Raw genomic sequence first — 21,728 nt, 5'->3', positions numbered from 1 at the left:
ATCAAAACAAGAAATAAACGTTGGTTTTACATTTATTCTGTTGCGATTACTTCATCTTTATCTTTAAAACTGTAACCGAGTATGCCGGAAAATCATATTTAATTTTACTTCCATTCAACTTAAATTCGCTCTCTTTAGGACTAATTTTAGTTGGTGCTTCAAAAGAATTTTCATCATTTATTCCTTCACCTTTTAAGATTATTGCAGTTCCTTTTGCTGCTAATTTTGCTCCTTTTATATCAATTGAAACATTTTGAACTGCTGCAGCGGTGTTCACAATTTTCAAGATAACCTCTTTAGAATTCACATCTTTTACTGCCGATGCAAACAAATCATTTTGTCCTGTAACGGGTTTTTCATCATTTGTAATCGTGATTAAATCGGTTCCTTTATTGTTCGAAAATAATTTCTGAACATAATAATTTGGCGTTCCGTACGATTGTAAATTATTGAACCAAATCATATCCGGTGTCCATTGCCAGCCTTCTACGTGTGCCAACAAAGGCGCATAAGATGTCAAATGAACAACCTCAGCATTACGTTCCATTCCAGTCATAAAAGCGGCTTCCGAAAATGCACATTCCCAATTGTTTTTGTTTAACGGACTTGCGATCGCTACACTTTGAGCTGCATATTCTCCAGCAAAAATCTTTGGTCCTTTACGGTCATAATTGTCGTAACGCGTTACATTTTTTCTGAACCAGGCCGGATCTTTGTAATAATGTTCGTCTACGATTTCTGCATTTAGTTTTTTGAGTTCGGTCATGCCATAATCAAAGAAATCTCCATCAGGAAATGGTCCCGTTCCGGACACAATGGTAATATTTGGATATTTTGATTTGATGGCTTTTTGAAACACTTTGAAACGCTCGATATAATCTGGTCCCCATTGTTCATTTCCAACTCCTATGAATTTTAAATTGAAAGGTTTTGGATGTCCCATATCGGCTCTGACTTTTCCCCAAGCCGTATTTAAATCTCCGTTTGCGAATTCAATTAAATCCAAAGCATCCTGTACATAAGGATCGATTTGATCCATCGGAACTAATTCGCCTGTATTAAATTGGCACGCCATTCCACAGCTTAAAATAGGTAATGGAGAAGCTCCAATATCTTCTGAAAGTTGGAAATATTCATAGAATCCTAAACCAAAACTCTGGAAATAATCCGGAGCCAGTTTATGTGCAAATTCCGTGTTCCAACGGTTGATCATCGTTTCTCTGTCTTCTACATTTCCAATCGATTTTTTCCATTGGTAACGCAACGCCAATGTTTTTCCTTCAACAATACATCCTCCGGGAAAACGTAAAAATCCTGGCTTCAAATCATATAATAGTTGTACTAAATCACTACGAAGTCCGTTTTTTCTTCCTTTCCAGGTATTTTCCGGAAACAACGAAATAGCATCTAAATCAATTACTCCGCTACCTTCAAAAGTGATTCTGATTTTTGCTTTTGCCTCCGTTGTCGTTACGGTTAATTGTGCCGTATAATTTGACCAGTCTTTTGATGTTGGGATAATGGATGTTTCGCCCAAAACCTTTTTATCTTTATCTATAAACTGAATCTTGATTTTAGAAATATTTCCCGATTCTTGTAAAGCTTTTAAAGACAAATTATATTTGAGATCTTTTTTGATTCCCATTCCTCTGAAACCTTCATTAATCAATTCATAACCATTGGCATCATTTATTGAAATCCTGCAATAATTATGATTCGTTCCTTTTTGAGAATACTGAACGATTTTAGCAATTCCGGATTGTTCATTTAATTTGTGTCGGTTGCTATTTGGTTCGCTCCAGCCCATCATCGGCATTTCAAATTCAAACGATCTGTTTTTAATCATTTCAGCATACAAACCTCCATCAGCAGCAAAATTGATGTCTTCAAAAAATACTCCGTACATCGTTGGCTGAATTTTGGTTACTGTTTTGGCAGCATCAACCTGAAAATTATTTTTTTGTGCCGATACATAAAAACCGTTAAGCAATAAACCGCAAAGGGTAATTTTGGTAATTAAATTGGACTTCATTTTTATTTGTTTAATGTGTTTTATGGCACGCTGATAACGCGGATTAAAACGGATTTTATTTTTTTGTTTCTCGCAGATTTTACAGATCAAGCAGATTTATTTTTTAATCCTTTAATCTGTAACATTATCTTGCTTCTTTCTTCTTGACTCTATTTTCTATATTCTATGCTCTTAATTCTTATAATCCAGCCAAACTTTCATCTTTCCTATGCCTCGGTTAGACCATGAATAATAAGGAATTGCTTTAAATTTTGAATTTTCAATCACATTTACTCCATCCAACAAATTCGCTTCTTTTTTTACTTTGAAAGTATCTGAAGAGCTCACATTTATCTGATAAAAATTGTTTTTGTTGTCAATTTCTTCAACTGCATAAACGATTGGTCCGTATTCTAATGAAACTTTGTTTTTATTGGTATTAACTTTTGAATTAGTTTCCACTTCCTGAACTTCCATTGGAAAATTAAGATTGATTTTATCTCCTTTTTTCCAGTTTCTGGTAATAACGAAATAACCATCTTGAGGTTGAATTGCCAATGTTTCTCCGTTCAGATTAATTGTTGATTTTTGAGTTGAAGCTTTTTTATAAGAATATAAATCGCCCGGCAAAACTTCATTTCTTGCCCAACCCGGAACTCTAAGTTTGATTGTAAATTGACTTTCTTTTTTCGGGTTAACCGAAATGACTACTTTTCCATTCCAAGGATAATCTGTTTGCTGAGAAATTTGTAAATCGGTTTTACCAACCTTAAAAGAGGCATGGTTTGAAGCATATAAATTCACATACAAAACATCATTTGATTTGGAGTAAATCAATCCCGGAATTGATGGAATAAAGCGAATTAAATTTGTTGGACAACAAGAACAATCAAACCAGGCCTGACGTGTGCAAGAACCTCTGTTTGATTTAAAAACACCATCAGCTTCTAAGGCATTTGGGTAGAAAAACTCTTTTCCTGTCAATGAAATTCCGGAGATTAATCCGTTGTACATTGTTCTTTCAATGACATCAAAATACTCTGATTTTCCGTATAAATTATGGAGTCTGTGATTCCAATACACATCGCCAATTGCCGCGCAGGTTTCGTTATAAGCAGTTAAATTTGGTAATTCATAATTGGTTCCAAATGCTTCGCCGTCGTGTCTTGAACCAATTCCGCCTGTGATGTACATTTTTTTGTTTACCATATTATTCCATAAATTATTTACGGCATTTTCATATGATTTGTCTTTTGTCATGGCGGCAATATCTGTCATTCCTGCGTACATATAAACAGCTCTTACCGCATGACCAACTACTTCATTTTGTTGTACAACCGGCATATGATCTTGCGCATATTCGCCGTATAATTTATGATTGTTTGGATTTCCGCGATTGTCTAAAAAGTATTTCGCCAGTTTCAGATAATCTTCTTTTCCGGTAATTTGATACAATTTGATCAAACCCGTTTCTACAATCTGATGCCCGGGAACGCCTTTTACCTGACCCGGACCATCGCCAAAAGTTTTCACAAATAAATCGGCATTTTTGATGGCAATGTCCAGGAAATTTCTTTTTCCCGTGGCTTCATAATGTACCACAGCGGCTTCAATTAAATGTCCGGCGTTGTAACATTCATGACTGATTTGTAAAGATTCCCAACGTTTTCCTTCAATAACCGGAACCCAGGTACATGGCGGTTTTGCAGGATTAATTGTTCTCCAGGTTGTTAAGTAACCGTCTTTTTCCTGACCAATTTTTACAATGGCAATTAAGGAATCTAAAACTCTTTCTAATTTCGGATTTGGAGCAGAAATTAATGTATTCGAAGCGCCTTCAATAATTTTATAAACATCAGTATCGTCAAAAGGCATTTGCCCTCTTACTTCTCCGGTTTTTTGTTTTCCTGCTATTAAGAAATTCTCAAAACGACCTTCTTCATTACATTTTTGAATCGCATAAGCAATGGTAACTTCCTGCACTCGTTTAATGATCGGCAGCCAAAAAGAATCTGTCAATTTCACATTTTGAATGTTGATTGGTTCAATTTCATAACCTGTTTTCAAAACCGAAGTTTTATTGGATTGCACTACATCATTTTTGGTTTCTTTGCAGGAAATCAAAATCAGAAGCGATAAAAAAACGGGTATTGAAAAAGTGTATTTTTTCATTTTTCTATCTTTTATTTTCCTTCTAAAACCACAACAGAATAAGGAGGAATCGTAATTTCAAGTTTTCCTTTTTTGTTTTCGAAACCTTTAAAAACAGTCGGTACAATTTTATTTGGAGTATCAAATGAATTGTAATCTTGCAATTTAGCTGATGTTAGAACCGTAGCTGTAAAATTTTTAACGCCCAGATCTTTAACATCAATTTCAATTTTGTTTTTATTTTTTGCATCAACATTCACTAATGAAATATGGACTGCACCATTTTTATCTTTTGAAGCTGACGCTGAAACGGCAGGAAGTGTTTCTCCGTTAAACGCATAATTTGGAGAAGTAAAATTTAACGGCAATAATTTAGCATCCTGATGCACGCTGTACATTTTCATTACATGATAGGTAGGAGTGAGAATCATTTTGGTTTTATCAGTAAGAATTACCGCTTGCAAAACGTTTACACATTGCGCCAAATTTGCCATTCGCACTCTGTCTGCATGATTATTGAAAATATTTAATGTCGCTCCTGCTAAAACTGCATCTCTAATAGTATTCTGCTGATACAAAAATCCTGGATTTGTATCTTTTTCAACATTGTACCATCCTCCCCATTCATCTACAACCATGGCAACCTTTTTTTCAGGATCGTATTTATCCATAACGGCGGTATGTTTTGTAACTAATTCTTCCATTTTTAAAGCCTGTTTCATGGTTTTAAAATATTCTTCTTCAGAAAAATTAACCGCGTCTCCTTTTTTCTTCCAGTCAATTACTGAATAATGATGCACGCCAATTCCTCCCAACATATTGAGTGGAATATTTTTCATTAAAACTTCGGTCCAATTGTAGTCACTACTATTTGCTCCTGATGCGATACGATTTATACCACCGGTATTATTCCAATCGGCCATAAATGTGGCAAATTTTCGATATTCACCTGCATAATATTCTGCCGTCATATTACCGCCGCAACCCCAGGCTTCATTTCCAATTCCCCAAAATTTTACTTTCCATGGCTCCGTTCTTCCATTTTTTTTTCGCAAATCGCTCATTGGACTTTTACCTCCAAAATTGGCATACTGAATCCAATCAGCAAATTCCTGAACAGTTCCGCTTCCAACATTTCCTGACAAATAGGGTTCTGCACCTAGTACTTCGCAAAGATTTAAAAAATCATGTGTACCAAAGCTGTTATCCTCTGTTACACCTCCCCACCATTGATTTACAATTGTTGGTCTTTGTTCTTTGGGCCCAATTCCGTCTTTCCAATGATAAGTGTCCGCAAAACATCCTCCAGGCCATCTTAAATTTGGAATTTTTAAATCTTTTAAGGCCGTAATAATATCATTTCTAACACCAGCTGTATTTGGGATTTTTGATGTGTCGCCAACAAAAAATCCGCCATAAATACACCTGCCTAAATGTTCTGCAAAATGACCATAGATATTCTTATTAATAACAGGCGATGCCTCATCATTTTTTATCGTTATGATGGTTAAATCTTTTTGTGCCTGTATTGTATGTATACAAAATATAGCAATGAATATTAAAAGTGTTTTTTTCATGTGGTTGTGGTTATTTGATAGTAGTTTATAAAACTTATTTATGGAGATTTTAGCTCATCATTAATAAGTGTTTTTTTAACATTTGTAAATTTAAGTAAAAAAAAATCTTAAAAACAAATTAATTTCATTAAAACAACTGGTTGCAAAAAACATATTCCATAATTTTTTAATAAAAGTTTGTGTTTAGAAGTTTTATATGTGTGAACTCTTTATTTTTAAGTTCTATAAAAAACCTGGAAACGTTGAAATCATTTTAACGGCTTTTTATTAATAGTATAACAAATCTATATAAGTGTAAATACTACATTAATAAATTATGAAACCTAGTAAGAAGTTTATATATTTACCAATAAAATATTTAATATGCTAAACAGTTATAGCTCTGCTGATAAAGTCCTATTAGCAGTAGATTGTATCATTTTTGGATTCGACCATGAGGGGTTGAAAATACTATTAATTAAAAGGGATTTTGAACCTGAAAAAGGAAAATGGTCTTTAATTGGAGGATTTTTAAAGCGAGATGAAGTACTCGACAACGCTGCTATAAGAATATTGCATACCTATACCGGGTTACACGATATTTATATGGAGCAGTTATATGCCTATAGCGAAATTGACCGTGACCCTGTCGAAAGAACCATTTCGGTGTCCTACTATGCCCTGATTAATATTGAAAATCACAATACAGAACTTATTCAAAATTATCATGCACAATGGTTTAGTATAACTGATGCTCCAAACTTAATTTTTGACCACAACGAAATGGTAGATTATGCCATTAGAAGGTTACGTTACAGAACTTCAATAAAACCAATTGGGTTTGAATTATTGCCTGAAAAATTCACCATGCGTCAATTATTAGAATTATATGAGGCTATTTTGAGCAAAGAATTAGACAAACGAAACTTTATCAGCAAAATTAATTCATTAGAAATTTTGAATAAATTAGATGAAAAAGACATGCAGTCATCCCGAAAAGGTTCTTATTTGTATACTTTCAACAAAGAAAAATATGAAGAGAAACTACTAAATGACTTTGTGCTGAATTTATAAGTTAAAATTTCATGCAGATTTTATAGATTAAACTTGTATTTTTCTGCATTTCATAAAAAACAAAAAACCCTGAAAACTACAAACTTTCAGGGTTTTTACTTCAATAAAAACTACTATTAAAAAACTAAACAAATTTTCTTTTAAGATTCGATTCGTCCGCGGGTTTTACGGATTAAACGAGATAGCACAGATTTTTTTTATTTTGAAATGTTATAATTATTCTGCTCTAAATATTTCATAATTTCTTCGCAGGCATTTTTACTTGTAAACCCGAATTTCTGATCCAAAACAGAAGCCGGAGCTGAATATCCAAAATGATCCAATCCGAAAACTTTTCCTTTGCTTCCCACTAAATTTTCCAGATTAACCGGAAGTCCGGCTGTTAGTCCGAAAACCAGTTGATTATGCGGAATAACACTTTCCTGATACGCTTTAGGCTGTGATCTGAAAAGTCCTTCTGAAATTATCGAAGCAACATTTATTTTTATTTTGATGATGTGTTCCAACTCTTCTGCAGCGTCAATAAGCGTCGCAACTTCTGATCCATTAGCAACTAAAGTAATGGCAGGATCTTCACTTGATTTAACTAAATAACCTCCTTTTTTTGCTTTTAAAGCATCTTCAAATCTTGAATTTCCAGTTGCTGGAATAGCTGCAATTTCTTGTCTGGAAAGAATTAATCCAGTTGGTGTTTTCTTGTTTTCCAATGCCATTTGCCAGGCTACAGAAGTTTCAATAGCATCAGCCGGGCGAAGCGCCAACAAACTTTGATCACCCGAGTGATTTTTGATTTTTTCCAATAATCGAATTTGTGCTTCCTGTTCAATTGGCTGGTGCGTAGGCCCATCTTCACCAACGCGGAAAGAATCGTGCGTCCAGACATATTTTACCGGTAATTCCTGAATTGCTGCCAAACGAATCGCAGGTTTCATATAATCAGAAAAAACAAAAAAGGTCGCTACAACCGGAATTACACCACCGTGAAGCGCGATTCCGTTCGCGATCGCAACCATCGTTAATTCAGCAACACCAGCTTGTAAAAAGGCCCCACTGAAATCATTTTTCTTTAATACTGATGATTTTTTAAGGAAGCCATCTGTTTTATCACTGTTGGATAAATCTGCCGAAGAAACAATCATGTTTTCTAAATTTTCAGCCAAATATCCTAAAACAGCTGCCGAAGCATCTCTTGTTGCTGCATTTTCTTTTTGAGCGATTGAACTGAAATCTAAAGCTGGCAAATCTCCATTAAAAAACTGTTTTATCTTTTGAGCCGCTTCAGGATTCTGGCCTTCCCAAGTCAAAATTTTTGCTTTTTTCTCAGCCGATTCTGTCTTTTTTTGATTTAAAATAGTCGCATAATATTCTGCTACTTCTTTATAAATTGCAAATGAATCTTCAGGATTTGCACCTAAATTCAATACTGTTTTTTCAAAATTGGCTTTAGTTGCTCCAATTGGTTTTCCGTGAAGTTCAACTTGTCCTTCATAAGGTGTACCATCTGCGGTAACCGCACCTCTTCCCATTATGGTTTTTCCGATAATCAAAGTTGGTTTTTCTGATTCGTTATTGGCGTCTCTCAATGCTTTACGAATCTGATCGTGATCGTGTCCGTCAATTGTCACCACTTTCCAACCCCATGATTCGTATTTCATAGCGGTGTTTTCGTTAGTAACCTCATCGGTCATAGACGAAAGCTGCACATCATTTGAATCGTAAAACAAGATAAAATTGTTTAGTCCCAAATGTCCGGCAATACGTCCGGCACCTTGTGAAATTTCTTCCTGTACACCTCCGTCTGTAATATATCCGTATATTTTATGATCGAATAAATTCTCAAATCTTGCCGAAAGGAATTTGGCCGCAATTGCCGCGCCAACTCCCATCGTATGTCCTTGACCTAATGGTCCGGAAGTATTTTCTATTCCTCTTTTTACATCAACTTCAGGATGTCCGGGTGTTACAGAACCCCATTGCCTGAAATTTTGAAGGTCTGTTTTTTCGAAATTTCCCAACAAATAATATTGGGAATACATTAGTGCCGAAAGGTGACCGGCATCCATAAAAAAACGATCTCTAAAAATCCAATGCATATCGTCCGGATCGTATTTTAAATATTCTGAATATAAAATGTGAAGGTAATCTGCACCGCCCATAGCTCCTCCGGGATGGCCTGAATTCGCTTTTTCGACCATCGAAATGGCTAAAGCGCGAATGTTATTTGCGGCTAATTGGTCAATTTTGTGGTTCATTTTTAAGTAATCTAAGTGGTTTGTGGTTTAATAGCGGTTTTAAAATTTCTTTCGCAGCATTTATAAAAAGGAAATATATTCTCTTTATAAAAATCAAAACAAATAATAAGTGTAAAATTTACATTTGCAAATGTAAATAAAAAAGCTTGACGAAAACAAAAAATAGTATCCTTATTTTTTTTACAAATAATTTACATATTTAATAAACAAAAATAAGTTTAATTGTGATATAATGATCGTTTACTTTAGAAACAAAATGAAAAACTACAAAGAATTTCGTATAATAAGAGCCGATTTATTTTCGATTTGTACATTATTTCCTTTAATGACCATCTCGGCCAAAATTTTTCCCATCATTTCAAAATGAGTCGAAATGGTACTAATACCGTTGGCTACCACTTTTTTCAAAGGTGTTTCGTTATACGATATAATTCCAAAATCAGATCCTAATTTCAAGTTCTGATTTCTGGCATTTTCAATTACACGAACCAAATCCCGATCATTCGGAATTATATATAAATCTCCTGAAGTAATTTCGCGATCTGTAAATTCAGTTATAATTTCAGAGGCAAAATGATATTGGGTACAAAAAGCTTCAAACCCTAATTTCATTCCTAAAGGCTCTCTGAATCCGGGAAAAATCAAAATCAATTTCTTGTATTTGCTTAACCTCGTTTTTCCTTTTACCAATCCTTCAAAAATGTCTTTTTCATGATTTTGATAAATCGCCGGATACGATTCTAAATCAGGATTGGTCTGGTCCAAAATAATTACATCATTTACTGGTAGGGTTTTTATCAAACTGACTATATCGTTCAAATTAGTCGGCATGATAATGTATTTCGTATAATTTCCATTGCTGTCATTTATCAATTTTTGAAATACCTGCGCATTAAAATGATGAAAGAAAATATCCACCTGAACATTTTTTCCAATGTTTTTTAAAAACGAATTATAGATGTCTTCCTTAAAAATATTTAATTCGTCAAAAAGTAAAAATACCTTCTGTTTTATAGCAATTTCAACGCTTTTCACGTAATATCCTTTACCTGGAATGGCATAAATTATTCCTCGTTTTTTCAATTCATCATACCCCAACAAAACCGTATCTCTCGATAAAGAAAAAGCCAAACAAACTTTATTAACCGATGGAAGCCGGTCTCCTTTTACCAATTTCTCTTCTTCGATTGCCTTTTCAATTGAAAGAATAATCTGTTTATATTTTGGCAAGCCAAGGTTATTTTGAATTGAGATGATATTCATGAAAATTGATTTTTTTACGAATATACAAAAAACTGGTAGGTACTGGTATGCAAACATTCAGAATGTTTCTATTTTTGGATTTCACATTTGGTAAAAATAATATGAAAATAAAACACATATCTCATTTTCAAGATCAGTCTTCTAGTAAATTGTTTGGTTTAATGCCTGATAACGAAGAAATTCATTCTTTTGAATTGATCAATAAAAACGGGATGAAAGTTCAGCTTATTAATTATGGTGCAACGGTTACATCCTTGAAAGTTCCTGCATCAAACGGAAAACTGGTAGATGTTGTTTTAGGTTTTGATACTTTAGAATCTTATTTATCATCTTATAATTTACCAAGTGCTCCTTATTTCGGAACCACAATTGGGCGATATGCAGGAAGGATCAGTAAAGGAAATTTCACAATAAATAATGAAACATTTCAGCTTGTTGGTAATAACAACGGGAATACTTTACACGGCGGAAATTTTGGTTTTGGAAGAAGAGCCTGGAATGTAACTGATATTATTTCCGGAGAAAATCCATCGATAACTTTTGGACTTCTGAGTGAAGATTCAGATGAAAATTTCCCTGGGGAAATGCACGTTTATCTTACTTATACTTTGACAGAGGAAAACGAATTTAAACTGGAATACAAAGCCACAACTACAAAAGATACCGTTATAAACTTAACCCATCATAGTTATTTTAACCTTGACGGTCACGATACTTCAGTAATAAATCAGCAAATGTATATCGATGCTTCTAAAATGTTAGAAACGGATGCTGAAGGTATTCCAACAGGAAAATTCACCACTCTTTCTAATCATAATTTCGATTTCAGAACACCAAGAAATTGTCCTTCCTCTATCGATAATTCTTTTGTAATTGAATCTAAAGATAAAGTTGTTGCTCAATTGTTCAGTGAGAAAAACAACCTGAAAATGGACGTATACACAGATCAGCCAAGTGTACATATATATGTGGGTGGAAATTGTTTTGACATTCTTCAAGGAAAAGAAAACATAAAATATCATACAACAAGCGGGATTTGTTTTGAAACACAAAATTTTCCTGATGCACCAAATCAGGAACATTTCCCTAATTCAGTTTTGAATAAAGGCGAAGAATACCGTCAGACAACAGTTTACAAATTTGATCGTATCAATTAATTATTCTTAAAGCTTTTTCTCAATTTAAATGGAAGTCATTTCTAAAAAAATATTTTTCCTATTCTTATTAACTCTGATTTTTTCAGCTGAAAAAACTCAGGCACAATCGCGTATAAAAGTAAATTTTGGTGCTGATTGGGAATTCAAAAGAGAAGAAACTCCTGCAACTGATTGGGAAAAAATTACCATTCCGCATACTGCCAGACTTGAAAATTTAGTAGTAATAAAACAGTTTCAGGGCAATTCCTGGTATCAGAAAAAATTCAAAGTAAATACTTCAAAAGATCAAAAAACTTTCCTCTATTTTGAAGGCGTAATGCAGGAAGCTGATGTTTGGATCAACGACAAAAAAGTAACCAATCATAAAGGTGGTTATTTGCCTTTTACGGTGGATGTTACTACATATTTGAATTTAAATAATGAAAACACGATTAAAGTAAAAGTCAACAATGAAGACAATCCGGATTTTTTACCCGGAAAACCTTTGAAGGATTTAGACTTTAATTATTACGGAGGAATTTATAGAAATGTGTATTTAATTACCACTTCAAAATTACATATAACTGATGCTGTAAATGCGAATAAGGTGGCAAGCGGCGGAATTTATGTAAACTTCAAAAATAGTAATAAAACAGAAGCTTCAGGAACGGTTCAGGTACATTTAAAAAATGAATTTGAAAGTGACAAAACTGCTTCTTTGAAATTTATTCTGACGGATAATAAAGGCAAAAAAACCGAATTCAAATCGGAGAATTTTACGGTCAAGCCGAATTCAGATTTTACTTTAATGCAGAACATCTCTGTGAAGAACCCAAAGTTATGGTCAATTCATAATCCGAATTTATATCAACTGGAAGTTCAAATTGTATCGGATAAAAAGATTGTTGATTCTTATTCAGAAAAAATCGGAATCAGAAAATCAGAATTAAAAGCCGACGGTTATTATTTGAATGACGAAAAAATTTACATCACCGGAACAAATGAACATCAGGAATATCCTTATTTAGGTTATGCCATTTCAGATGAAGCGCAATATCGTGATGCTGTAAAAATTAAAAATGCTGGTTTTGATTTTGTTCGTTTATCTCATTATCCGCATGCCGAAGCTTTTTTAAATGCCTGCGACGAATTAGGGATTTTGGTCATGAACAGCTTAACGGGCTGGCAGTTTTTTGGTGGAGAAACATTCCAGAAAAATGCTTATCAGGATATTCGGGATATGGCCAGAAGAGATAGAAATCATCCGAGTATTATTTTTTGGGAACCTTCATTAAATGAAACCAATATGTCGGCTGCATTTATGGCAGCAGCAACAAAAACCTTAAAAGAAGAATTGCCTTTTGAAGATAATTACAGTGCCAGCTGGATTGATAACGAAAATTACGATTTATTTATCCCGGCGCGTCAGCATGCGAAAGCTCCGGATTACTGGACAAAATACAACAAAGGAAATCGTAAAATTTTTATTGCCGAATATGGTGATTGGGAATATTATGCTCAAAATGCAGGTTTCAATCAAACTGAATTTGCAAACTTAAAAGAAGAAGAAAGAACATCACGTCAATTAAGAAGCGCTGGCGAAAAAAGACTTTTACAGCAGGCTTACAATTTTCAGGAAGCATCCAATTCTAACCGAAAAGGCGCATCTACAATTGGAGAAGCCAACTGGGTTATGTTCGATTACAATCGTGGTTACAGCCCGGATTTAGAGAGCTCAGGAATCAGCGATATTTTCAGAATTCCGAAATTCGCTTATTATTTTTACCAAAGTCAGCGCAATGCCAATGTGGTTTTGGATAAAAAATTATTTTCCGGACCAATGGTAAATATTGCCAATTTCTGGACCGCAGAATCTCCTTTAAATGTTACCGTTTACAGCAATTGCGAAGAAGTGGCTTTGTACTTAAATGATGTTTTGGTTTCAAAAGAAAAACCAACAATCAATAGTAATAGCGACAAACTGGAACATGCTCCTTTTATTTTTAAGTTGCCAATATTCAAAGCCGGAACTTTGCGTGCTGAAGGATTTATTAATGGAAAAAAAGTCGCTTCCAACAGTGTGAAAACACCTGAAGGAGCTTCAAAAATTGAGTTGAGTTATGATCTTTCATCTAAAAAAATCAATCCTGATCTTCCGGATATGGTTTTTGTATATGCAAAAATCACAGATGCTAACGGAACCGTTATTCCAACAGCAACAGACGAAATAACTTTTGCTTTAAGCGAACGAAATGCTGAAATTATCGGTCAGAATCCAGTAAAAGCTGAAGCCGGAATTGCCACCATTATTCTTAAAACTCAAAATCTAAAAAAGAAAATAACAATAAAAGCTACATCCCAAAAATTAAAAGACAACACTATTACAATTACAAAATAATGAATGACATTTTAATACAAAACACCACAGCATTTTTTGAGAAATCGTTCGGATCTGTTCCTCAAAAAATTGTACTTTCTCCGGGAAGAATCAATATTATTGGAGAACATATCGATTATAACGACGGTTACGTTTTACCGGCAGCAATTGACAAAGTAATTTGTTTTGCTTTTGAAAAAAACAATACCAAAAAATCTAAAATAATCGCCATTGATTTAAATGAAGAATTCGAACTTGATTTAACAGAATCAATTCAATTAAGCGATGTCGTTTGGACTAATTATATTCGTGGCGTTGTCAAGCAACTTCAGGACAACGGATTTTCGTTTGAAGGTTTCAACTGTGTTTTTAGCAGTAATATTCCGGTTGGTTCCGGTTTGTCTTCGTCTGCAGCTCTGGAGTGCGGAATGCTTTTCGGAATCGCAGCACTTTTCGGTTTAAAAATTGAAAAAGTTGATATCGCTTTAATGGGCCAAAAAGCCGAACATTGGGTAGGAATTAATTGTGGAATTATGGATCAGTTTTCGAGTGTACACGGACTTGAAAACAAAGTAATAAAATTGGATTGCAACACATTAGAGTTTGAATATCACGATGCTGATTTTAAAGATTATTCGGTTATTTTATTTGATAGTAATGTAAAACATTCTCTTTTTACCTCTGAATACAATACAAGAAGATTAGAATGTGAAGAAGGATTAGCAATCATTAAAAAACATTTTCCGGAAGTAAAGAGTTTCAGAGATTGTTCTGAAGAGCAACTTTTGAGTATTCAGGATCAATTTACTCCCGTTGTTTTTAAGAGAATTCATTTTGTTGTAAAAGAAATTAACCGTGTTATAAAAGCGTGTGAGGCGCTGGACAAAGGAAATATAAAACTTTTAGGACAATTGCTGTTTGAAACACATTATGGTTTATCGCAGGAATATGAAGTAAGTTGTGAAGAGTTGGATATGCTTGTAGATACCGCAAAAGCTGACGATTCGATTATTGGAGCACGTGTAATGGGTGGCGGATTTGGAGGTTGTACCATAAATTTAGTCGAAAAAGGACATGAAAATGAGGTTAAACGTAAATTTTCAAAACTTTATTTAGATACATTTGGAATTGAATTAAAATTTTATGATGTAAAAATATCTAACGGAACAACACTACTTTAATACCACAAAAGAATACAATGAAAAATTTTGACATTAACGAAGATCCTCACAGAAGATTCAATCCTTTACTTAACGAATGGGTATTAGTTTCACCGCATCGTGCAAAACGTCCCTGGCAAGGACAAAATGAAACCATTGCTACAGAAGCTTTACCAAAATACGATTCAACTTGTTATTTATGTCCCGGAAATGTTCGTGCCAATGGCGTAAACAATCCAAAATACGACAGCAGTTTTGTTTTTGAAAATGATTTTGCTGCCATGAAACAGGAAGAAATTATTTTTGAAGAAGATATTAAACATACCTTTTTTAAAGCAAAACCAGAACAGGGAATTTCGAGAGTCGTTTGTTTTTCACCAAGACACGATCTCACTTTACCGGAAATGAACCTTGACGGAATTGAGAATATCATCAGAACATGGCAAAAAGAATATACAGATTTAGGAAGCATCAAATATATCAATCACGTTCAGATTTTTGAAAATAAAGGAAGTGTTATGGGATGCAGCAACCCGCACCCACACGGACAAATTTGGGCACAATCATCATTGCCAACTCAGGTTGAGAAAACACATCATAGCCTAAAAACCTATTTTGACAAAAACAAAAGAACACTTCTTCAGGATTATCTACAGGCCGAATTAAAATCAGGAAGTCGTATCGTAATCGAAAACGATGATTTCGTGGCATTAGTTCCCTTCTGGGCAATCTGGCCTTACGAAACCATGATTTTAAGTAAAAGAGCCATCTCAAAAATCACTGATTTTACAGCCGATGAAGTAAGTTCTTATGCTAAAATTTTAAAGCAATTAACAACTAAGTACGATAATTTATTCAGCACTTCTTTTCCTTATTCTTCAGGAATTCATCAGGCACCAACAGATGGTTTAGAACATCCTGAATGGCATTTCCATATGCACTTTTATCCGCCTTTGCTTCGATCTGCAACGGTTAAAAAATTCATGGTTGGTTACGAAATGTTAGGTGAATCGCAACGTGATATCACACCTGAAAAAAGTGCCGAGATTTTAAGACAACAATCAGACCTGCATTACAAAACCAAAGTAGCAGTTGGCGAAAAAGTTGGAGCAAAATAAAATATCTATTTAAAATTTAACATAATAATCTACCTATAAATGTAAAAAACACATTTGTAGGTAGTGTAAATATAGATTTTTATTATACTTTTGGCTTTCGTTCTTATTTTGACAAAAAAATAACAAAAATAAAACACATATCATATATTTAGTCAGAGAAAACCACAAAAAAGCTGATTTTTTAAAATTTTAAACAAACAATCACCTATACTAATTTTTAAAATACTACTAACAATGAACCAGAACCTTGCTTTCGCAGATTATGCGGTTTTTATTATTTATTTCATCGTAGTTTCCGTCTACGGTTACACAGTTTACAGTAAGCGTAAAAAAGACGAACACGATGCAAAAGCTTACTTTTTGGCTGAAGGAAACTTAACGTGGTGGGCTATTGGAGCTTCGTTAATTGCTTCAAACATTTCAGCTGAACAATTTATCGGAATGAGCGGTGAAGGTTTCTTTTTAGGAATTGCCGTTGCAGCTTACGAATGGCTTGCAGCTGTTGCACTTATTATTGTAGCGGTTTGGTTTATTCCTGTATATCTTAAAAATAAGATTTACACCATGCCTCAATTCTTAAAAACACGTTATAACGAATCTACTGCTTTGATTATGGCAGTTTTCTGGTTGTTTTTATATGTTTTTGTAAACTTAACTTCGATCCTATATTTAGGAGCTGTAGCTATTAACGGTCTTGCTGGTGGAGAATATCTTCACGTCATCATGATCGGATTGGCTTTATTTGCTTTAATCATTTCTCTTGGAGGAATGAAAGTTGTGGCTTATACAGACGTAATTCAGGTTGCGGTTTTAATTATTGGTGGACTTGTTACTTCTTATATTGCTTTGACAACTGTTGGACAGTATTTTGGAGTTGGAGAAAATGCAATTGCAGGTTTCAAAGTTTTATTGAGAGAAGCTCCTGAGCATTTCAAAATGATTATTCCAAGACCAACTGCTACTTCATCTCAACTTGAAATTGACAAATACTTAACTTTCCCGGGCTTGATGTCTTACCTTGCCGGTATCTGGATTATCAACTTAAACTATTGGGGATGTAACCAATATATCACTCAAAGAGCATTAGGTGCCGACTTGCAAACTGCTCGTACAGGTATTTTATTTGCTGGTATGTTAAAATTATTAATGCCTTTAATCGTAATGTTGCCAGGTATCGCGGCTTACGTTTTATACCAAAACGGACATTTACCACAATTAGTTGGAGGAAAAGATGGAGCTTATTCTGCTGTATTGACATTCTTGCCAACAGGTTTAAAAGGACTTTCTGTAGCGGCTTTAACTGCTGCAATTGTAGCTTCATTAGCTGGAAAAGTAAACAGTATCTCGACTATTTATACTTTAGATATTCATAAAAAATACATTCAAAAAGAAGCAGGTGAAAAACAACAGGTAAACATTGGTAGAATTGCCGTTTTTGCTGCGATGCTTTTAGCTGTTTTATTTACATGGAATGATATTTTAGGAATTGGTGGCGTTGGTGGATTCACTTACATTCAAAAATATACTGGTTTCATTAGCCCTGGTGTATTTGCTATGTTCTTCCTTGGTATGTTCTGGAAAAGAACTACAGGAACTGCAGCAATTGTGGGTGTAATTTTAGGATTCTTATTATCTGTATTGTTCAACGAATATGCACCAATGTTATTCGGAAACGAAACTTTACTATATACCGCATGGCCTACTGGAAAAGTTATAGGCGGTGTTCCTGTATACGAAATTCCTTTCCACATTTGTATGGGATTATCATTCTTCTTTACCATGTTAGCGATGATCGGAATCAGTTTCGCTGGTCCTAAAGTAAATCCAAAAGCGTTTGAAATAGACTCTGAAATGTTTAAAGTAAAACCACAAACTACAGTTTTAATCGTAATTACATTATTGATTATTGTGGCTTTGTACGTTAAATTCTGGTAGTATAATTTTTTACTATATTATTTTTTGAAGACAAAAAGAGGATGCCATTTGGTATCCTCTTTTTATTTGTAAGAAGAATTTTTATAGCTCGAAAACCCTGAAAATTTATTTTGCAAAACCGAATTTTAAATTAATTTTAAGCAAAAAAAATAACTAACAAACCATTAAAAAATGAAAAAATTATTACTTGCTTTCTTCCTGATTTCCGGAGCAGCATTCTCTCAGGACATGAATGTTATAAATGGAAATTTTGATTTCCTAAAAGATCAAACAGAAATAAACACTGAATTTGATTATAGCAGCTTCACCATGATGAAAGAGAAAAAACCAGAATCTCAATATGTTGAAGAACATAAAGTCGATTTAGACCAAAAAGCAAAAGGAAACGGAAATCTTTGGTACAAAAGATGGGTTGTTGCAAAAGAACAAATCTGGACGCCAAAATTCTTAGAAATTGGAAATATTGTATTATCCAAAGCTGGTAAAAACGTAAATTTTCAGGAAGGATTAAATACTCCTTACACTTTAATTGTAAAAACAGTATGGATTTACCCAGGTTGGGATGCTGGAATTATGAAACAACCTGCAAAAGTTACTACACTTTTGACTTTTGTAGAAACAGCTAACAGATCTAATGTTTTATTAGAAATTTCAAGTATGGAAGCTCCAGGAGATCAATGGGGAAATAACTTTAACAATGAAACCAGAATTGGAGAAGGATTCGCCAAAACAGCCAAATCATTATCTAAACTTTTATTGAAAAAAGCATTCAAATAAAACAAAAAAAAGCCCTGATTATTCAGGGCTTTGTTCTTTTTGCATATTCAGTAAATACGCCATATTTGCTATTACGTGATCGTGTTTTTTTACAAATGGGTTTTCTTCGTTCCAAACATATCCTGCTAATACAGAGCAAATTTTTTCTTTAACATCCAGGTTTTCAGGCTGATGAAAAAACAAAGTCTGAAGATTTCCGGTGTACCATTCTTTCACGTAAGTGGTAAAAACAGCAATGCCTCGTTTCATATATTCGGTAAATTCAACTTCCCAATCAACTTCAATTCCCTGCGATTCTTTAATATATAATTTCGCTGCCAGCATTCCGGATTCGGTAGCAAAAGCAACTCCTGATGAAAAAACAGGATCTAGAAATTCTGAGCTGTTTCCGGTTAACGCAAAACCGTCGCCGTACATTCTTTTTACAGCTCTTGAATAGTTTTCCAGTTTCACCGGTTCAAATAAAAACTCGGTTCCTTTAAATCTTTTTATATAATAATCTGATTTCTGAATCGCATTTCGTAAAGCCTCAGCATTATCTTTATTTTCAGAAAGTGAATTGATAAAATCCGTCGGACCCACAACGCCTAAACTGGTGTTGCCATTCGAAAATGGAATCACCCATAACCAAACCTGAGTTTCTAAAATATCAAACGAAATCTGAGTTCCTTCCTCGCCTTCTTCTCTATTAATATCTTTTACATGTGTGAAAATCGAAGAATGCGGATCTAATTTGGATGGCGTATCCAAATCTAATAGTCTTGGCAAAACTCTGCCGTATCCGCTTGAATCAATAATAAATTTAGCGTGAATTTCTTTTAAATTTCCGTCTTTGTCTTTTACAATGGTTTTCGAATTTTTTCCTTCAAAAGAAACTTCCAAAACCTCTGATTCAAATTCTAAATCAATTCCTTTTCGAATTACTTCCTCCGCCATTGTATTGTCAAAATCCGCGCGAGGCACTTGCCAGGTCCAATCCCAGCCTTCTCCAAATTTCTGACTGAAATCGAAAACACAAATTTCTTCTCCTCTAATAAAACGAGCTCCTAATTTTTTTTCAAAATTCATTGCATCGAGACTTTCGAAAAGTTCGGCTTCGGCAAAATGATCCATCACTCGCGGAATAAGGCTTTCACCGACCACAAGTCTTGGAAATTTTGCTTTCTCCACCACTTTTATCTTAATATTATTTTTATGAAGATAAGATGCCGAAACGCATCCAGAAGGTCCTGCCCCAATCACTAAAACATCAACAAACTCCTTTGTCATAATAAAAATGTTACCGATTATTAACTTACATTTGCCTTCATCAAAATAACTACATTTATTTTGATAAATAAAATTAAATTAGCACAATCAAAAACGATTTAATGAACACAATTAATGAATATTTAAGTTTAGGAGAATTCGAATCCATTATTTTTGGTAATAACAAAGTTGCAATCAGTGATGTAGTTTTAAATCGGGTAAACGAAAGCTTTAATTTTCTGAAAGAATTTTCAGGAAATAAAATAATATATGGTGTAAATACTGGTTTTGGACCAATGGCTCAATATAGAATTAAAGAGTCAGACCAAATTCAGCTGCAATATAATTTAATTAGAAGCCACTCTTCAGGAACCGGAAAACCATTGAGTCCGGTTTGTGCAAAAGCGGCAATCTTAGCTCGTTTGAATACGCTATCATTAGGAAATTCCGGAGTTCATCCTTCAGTAATCCATCTGATGGCAGAATTAATTAACAGAGATATTACACCTCTTATTTTTGAACACGGCGGTGTTGGCGCGAGCGGCGATTTAGTACAATTATCACACCTGGCTTTGGTCTTAATTGGTGAAGGCGAAGTTTTTTATAAAGGAGAAAGAAGACCAACTCCTGAAGTTTTTGAAATTGAAGGCTTAAAACCAATTCAGGTAGAAATCAGAGAAGGTTTAGCATTGATTAACGGAACTTCGGTTATGACCGGAATTGGTGTTGTAAATGTGCATCATGCCAACAAATTATTAGACTGGTCTTTAAAATGTTCATGTGCCATCAACGAATTGGTTCAGGCGTATGATGATCATTTTTCGGCAGAATTAAATCAAACTAAACGTCATAAAGGACAACAGGAAGTGGCAGAAAGAATGAGAAAAAATCTTTCTGACAGTACTTTGATTCGCAAGAGAGAAGATCATTTATATTCTGGAGAAAATACAGAAGAAATCTTCAAAGAAAAAGTTCAGGAATATTATTCATTGCGTTGTGTGCCTCAAATTTTAGGTCCGGTTTTAGAAACGATCAATAATGTTGCTTCGATTTTAGAAGACGAATTTAACTCGGCAAACGACAACCCGATTATCGATGTAAAAAACAAACACGTTTATCACGGAGGGAATTTTCATGGCGATTATATTTCGCTTGAAATGGACAAACTAAAAATCGTTATTACCAAATTAACAATGTTGGCAGAACGTCAATTGAATTATTTACTGAATTCAAAAATCAACGAAATTCTTCCTCCATTTGTCAATTTAGGAACATTAGGATTTAATTTCGGAATGCAGGGCGTTCAGTTTACTGCAACCTCAACAACTGCCGAAAGCCAAATGTTATCAAATCCAATGTACGTTCACAGTATCCCGAACAACAATGACAATCAGGATATTGTAAGTATGGGAACAAATGCGGCAGTAATTACATCAAAGGTAATCGAAAACGCATTTGAGGTTTTGGCAATCGAAATGATCACAATCGTTCAGGCAATTGATTATTTAAATCAGAAAAATAAAATTTCATCGGTTACCAAAAAATGGTACGATGATGTTCGTAATATAATTCCGGAGTTTAAGGAAGATCAGGTAATGTATCCGTTTGTACAAAAAGTAAAAGATTACCTGATAAACAGTTAAATTTTAATTTCACATTATTAATATTGA

General features: G+C 34.1%; 14 protein-coding genes. 8 read left to right on the top strand and 6 right to left on the bottom strand.

Going from position 1 to position 21,728, the window contains the following annotated elements; translation table 11 throughout:
• Positions 1-46: 46 nt before the first annotated feature.
• The 3 genes from AC1RRN_RS19385 to AC1RRN_RS19375 form a co-directional block, all read right to left on the bottom strand.
• Positions 47-2,032: an alpha-L-arabinofuranosidase family protein gene (locus AC1RRN_RS19385; protein WP_492968883.1), complete on the bottom strand. Its 1,986-nt coding sequence runs from the start codon at positions 2,030-2,032 to the stop codon at positions 47-49.
• Positions 2,033-2,203: 171 nt separating this feature from the next.
• Positions 2,204-4,183, bottom strand: coding sequence for a glycoside hydrolase family 127 protein (locus AC1RRN_RS19380; RefSeq protein ID WP_492968882.1), 1,980 nt, complete (start codon positions 4,181-4,183; stop codon positions 2,204-2,206).
• A gap of 11 nt (positions 4,184-4,194) precedes the next feature.
• Positions 4,195-5,739 carry an alpha-N-arabinofuranosidase gene (locus AC1RRN_RS19375; RefSeq protein WP_492968881.1) on the bottom strand — a complete coding sequence of 515 codons (1,545 nt, stop codon included), beginning with the start codon at positions 5,737-5,739 and terminating at the stop codon, positions 4,195-4,197.
• Positions 5,740-6,102: 363 nt separating this feature from the next.
• Here AC1RRN_RS19375 and AC1RRN_RS19370 point away from each other — a divergent pair, with 363 nt between their 5' ends.
• Positions 6,103-6,792 (top strand): NUDIX hydrolase, encoded by a 690-nt coding sequence (locus tag AC1RRN_RS19370; protein ID WP_492968880.1) that lies wholly within the window; start codon positions 6,103-6,105, stop codon positions 6,790-6,792.
• A 197-nt stretch (positions 6,793-6,989) separates the two neighbouring features.
• Here the strand turns inward: AC1RRN_RS19370 and AC1RRN_RS19365 are convergent, their stop codons facing one another.
• Both AC1RRN_RS19365 and AC1RRN_RS19360 read right to left on the bottom strand, forming a co-directional pair.
• Positions 6,990-9,044 (bottom strand): transketolase family protein, encoded by a 2,055-nt coding sequence (locus AC1RRN_RS19365; protein WP_492968879.1) that lies wholly within the window; start codon positions 9,042-9,044, stop codon positions 6,990-6,992.
• A 264-nt stretch (positions 9,045-9,308) separates the two neighbouring features.
• Complete coding sequence (locus tag AC1RRN_RS19360; protein WP_492968878.1) at positions 9,309-10,307, bottom strand: GntR family transcriptional regulator; 999 nt, start codon at positions 10,305-10,307, stop codon at positions 9,309-9,311.
• 101 nt (positions 10,308-10,408) lie between these two features.
• On the opposite strand from AC1RRN_RS19360, the gene AC1RRN_RS19355 reads away from it, so the two are divergent.
• The 6 genes from AC1RRN_RS19355 (at position 10,409) to AC1RRN_RS19330 (ending at position 18,810) form a co-directional block, all read left to right on the top strand.
• Positions 10,409-11,464: an aldose epimerase family protein gene (locus tag AC1RRN_RS19355; RefSeq protein WP_492968877.1), complete on the top strand. Its 1,056-nt coding sequence runs from the start codon at positions 10,409-10,411 to the stop codon at positions 11,462-11,464.
• Between the two features lie 28 nt (positions 11,465-11,492).
• On the top strand, positions 11,493-13,841 hold the full coding sequence (locus tag AC1RRN_RS19350; protein WP_492968876.1) for a glycoside hydrolase family 2 protein: 2,349 nt from the start codon (positions 11,493-11,495) through the stop codon (positions 13,839-13,841).
• Positions 13,841-15,001, top strand: a complete 1,161-nt coding sequence (gene galK, locus AC1RRN_RS19345; protein ID WP_492968875.1) for a galactokinase — start codon at positions 13,841-13,843, stop codon at positions 14,999-15,001. The genes AC1RRN_RS19350 and galK overlap by 1 nt, the downstream gene beginning before the upstream one ends.
• Positions 15,002-15,018: 17 nt before the next feature.
• On the top strand, positions 15,019-16,098 hold the full coding sequence (locus AC1RRN_RS19340) for a UDP-glucose--hexose-1-phosphate uridylyltransferase (RefSeq protein WP_492968874.1): 1,080 nt from the start codon (positions 15,019-15,021) through the stop codon (positions 16,096-16,098).
• 234 nt (positions 16,099-16,332) lie between these two features.
• On the top strand, positions 16,333-18,033 hold the full coding sequence (locus AC1RRN_RS19335; protein WP_492968873.1) for a sodium/sugar symporter: 1,701 nt from the start codon (positions 16,333-16,335) through the stop codon (positions 18,031-18,033).
• 171 nt (positions 18,034-18,204) lie between these two features.
• The gene (locus tag AC1RRN_RS19330; protein ID WP_492968872.1) at positions 18,205-18,810 is read left to right on the top strand and encodes a hypothetical protein; all 606 of its coding nucleotides are present in this window, start codon (positions 18,205-18,207) and stop codon (positions 18,808-18,810) included.
• Between the two features lie 18 nt (positions 18,811-18,828).
• Here the strand turns inward: AC1RRN_RS19330 and AC1RRN_RS19325 are convergent, their stop codons facing one another.
• Complete coding sequence (locus AC1RRN_RS19325) at positions 18,829-20,079, bottom strand: NAD(P)/FAD-dependent oxidoreductase (protein ID WP_492968871.1); 1,251 nt, start codon at positions 20,077-20,079, stop codon at positions 18,829-18,831.
• Between the two features lie 101 nt (positions 20,080-20,180).
• Between AC1RRN_RS19325 and flxA the strand changes: the two genes are divergently transcribed.
• Complete coding sequence (gene flxA, locus AC1RRN_RS19320; RefSeq protein WP_492968870.1) at positions 20,181-21,701, top strand: flexirubin biosynthesis tyrosine ammonia-lyase FlxA; 1,521 nt, start codon at positions 20,181-20,183, stop codon at positions 21,699-21,701.
• The last annotated feature ends 27 nt before the right edge of the window (positions 21,702-21,728 follow it).

The organism is Flavobacterium sp. GW821-FHT11G01 (assembly GCF_058808175.1).
Note: the sequence above shows the minus strand (reverse complement) of the source record. Positions and strands in the feature narration are given on the sequence as shown.

Bases quoted from the DNA above. Each gene is read 5' to 3' on its own strand.
- AC1RRN_RS19360 (WP_492968878.1), bottom strand. From the start codon at position 10,307: ATGAATATCATCTCAATTCAAAATAACCTTGGCTTGCCAAAATATAAA.
- AC1RRN_RS19385 (WP_492968883.1), bottom strand. From the start codon at position 2,032: ATGAAGTCCAATTTAATTACCAAAATTACCCTTTGCGGTTTATTGCTT.
- AC1RRN_RS19370 (WP_492968880.1), top strand. From the start codon at position 6,103: ATGCTAAACAGTTATAGCTCTGCTGATAAAGTCCTATTAGCAGTAGAT.
- AC1RRN_RS19340 (WP_492968874.1), top strand. From the start codon at position 15,019: ATGAAAAATTTTGACATTAACGAAGATCCTCACAGAAGATTCAATCCT.
- AC1RRN_RS19380 (WP_492968882.1), bottom strand. From the start codon at position 4,183: ATGAAAAAATACACTTTTTCAATACCCGTTTTTTTATCGCTTCTGATT.
- AC1RRN_RS19335 (WP_492968873.1), top strand. From the start codon at position 16,333: ATGAACCAGAACCTTGCTTTCGCAGATTATGCGGTTTTTATTATTTAT.
- AC1RRN_RS19330 (WP_492968872.1), top strand. From the start codon at position 18,205: ATGAAAAAATTATTACTTGCTTTCTTCCTGATTTCCGGAGCAGCATTC.
- galK (WP_492968875.1), top strand. From the start codon at position 13,841: ATGAATGACATTTTAATACAAAACACCACAGCATTTTTTGAGAAATCG.
- AC1RRN_RS19325 (WP_492968871.1), bottom strand. From the start codon at position 20,079: ATGACAAAGGAGTTTGTTGATGTTTTAGTGATTGGGGCAGGACCTTCT.
- flxA (WP_492968870.1), top strand. From the start codon at position 20,181: ATGAACACAATTAATGAATATTTAAGTTTAGGAGAATTCGAATCCATT.
- AC1RRN_RS19355 (WP_492968877.1), top strand. From the start codon at position 10,409: ATGAAAATAAAACACATATCTCATTTTCAAGATCAGTCTTCTAGTAAA.
- AC1RRN_RS19375 (WP_492968881.1), bottom strand. From the start codon at position 5,739: ATGAAAAAAACACTTTTAATATTCATTGCTATATTTTGTATACATACA.
- AC1RRN_RS19350 (WP_492968876.1), top strand. From the start codon at position 11,493: ATGGAAGTCATTTCTAAAAAAATATTTTTCCTATTCTTATTAACTCTG.
- AC1RRN_RS19365 (WP_492968879.1), bottom strand. From the start codon at position 9,044: ATGAACCACAAAATTGACCAATTAGCCGCAAATAACATTCGCGCTTTA.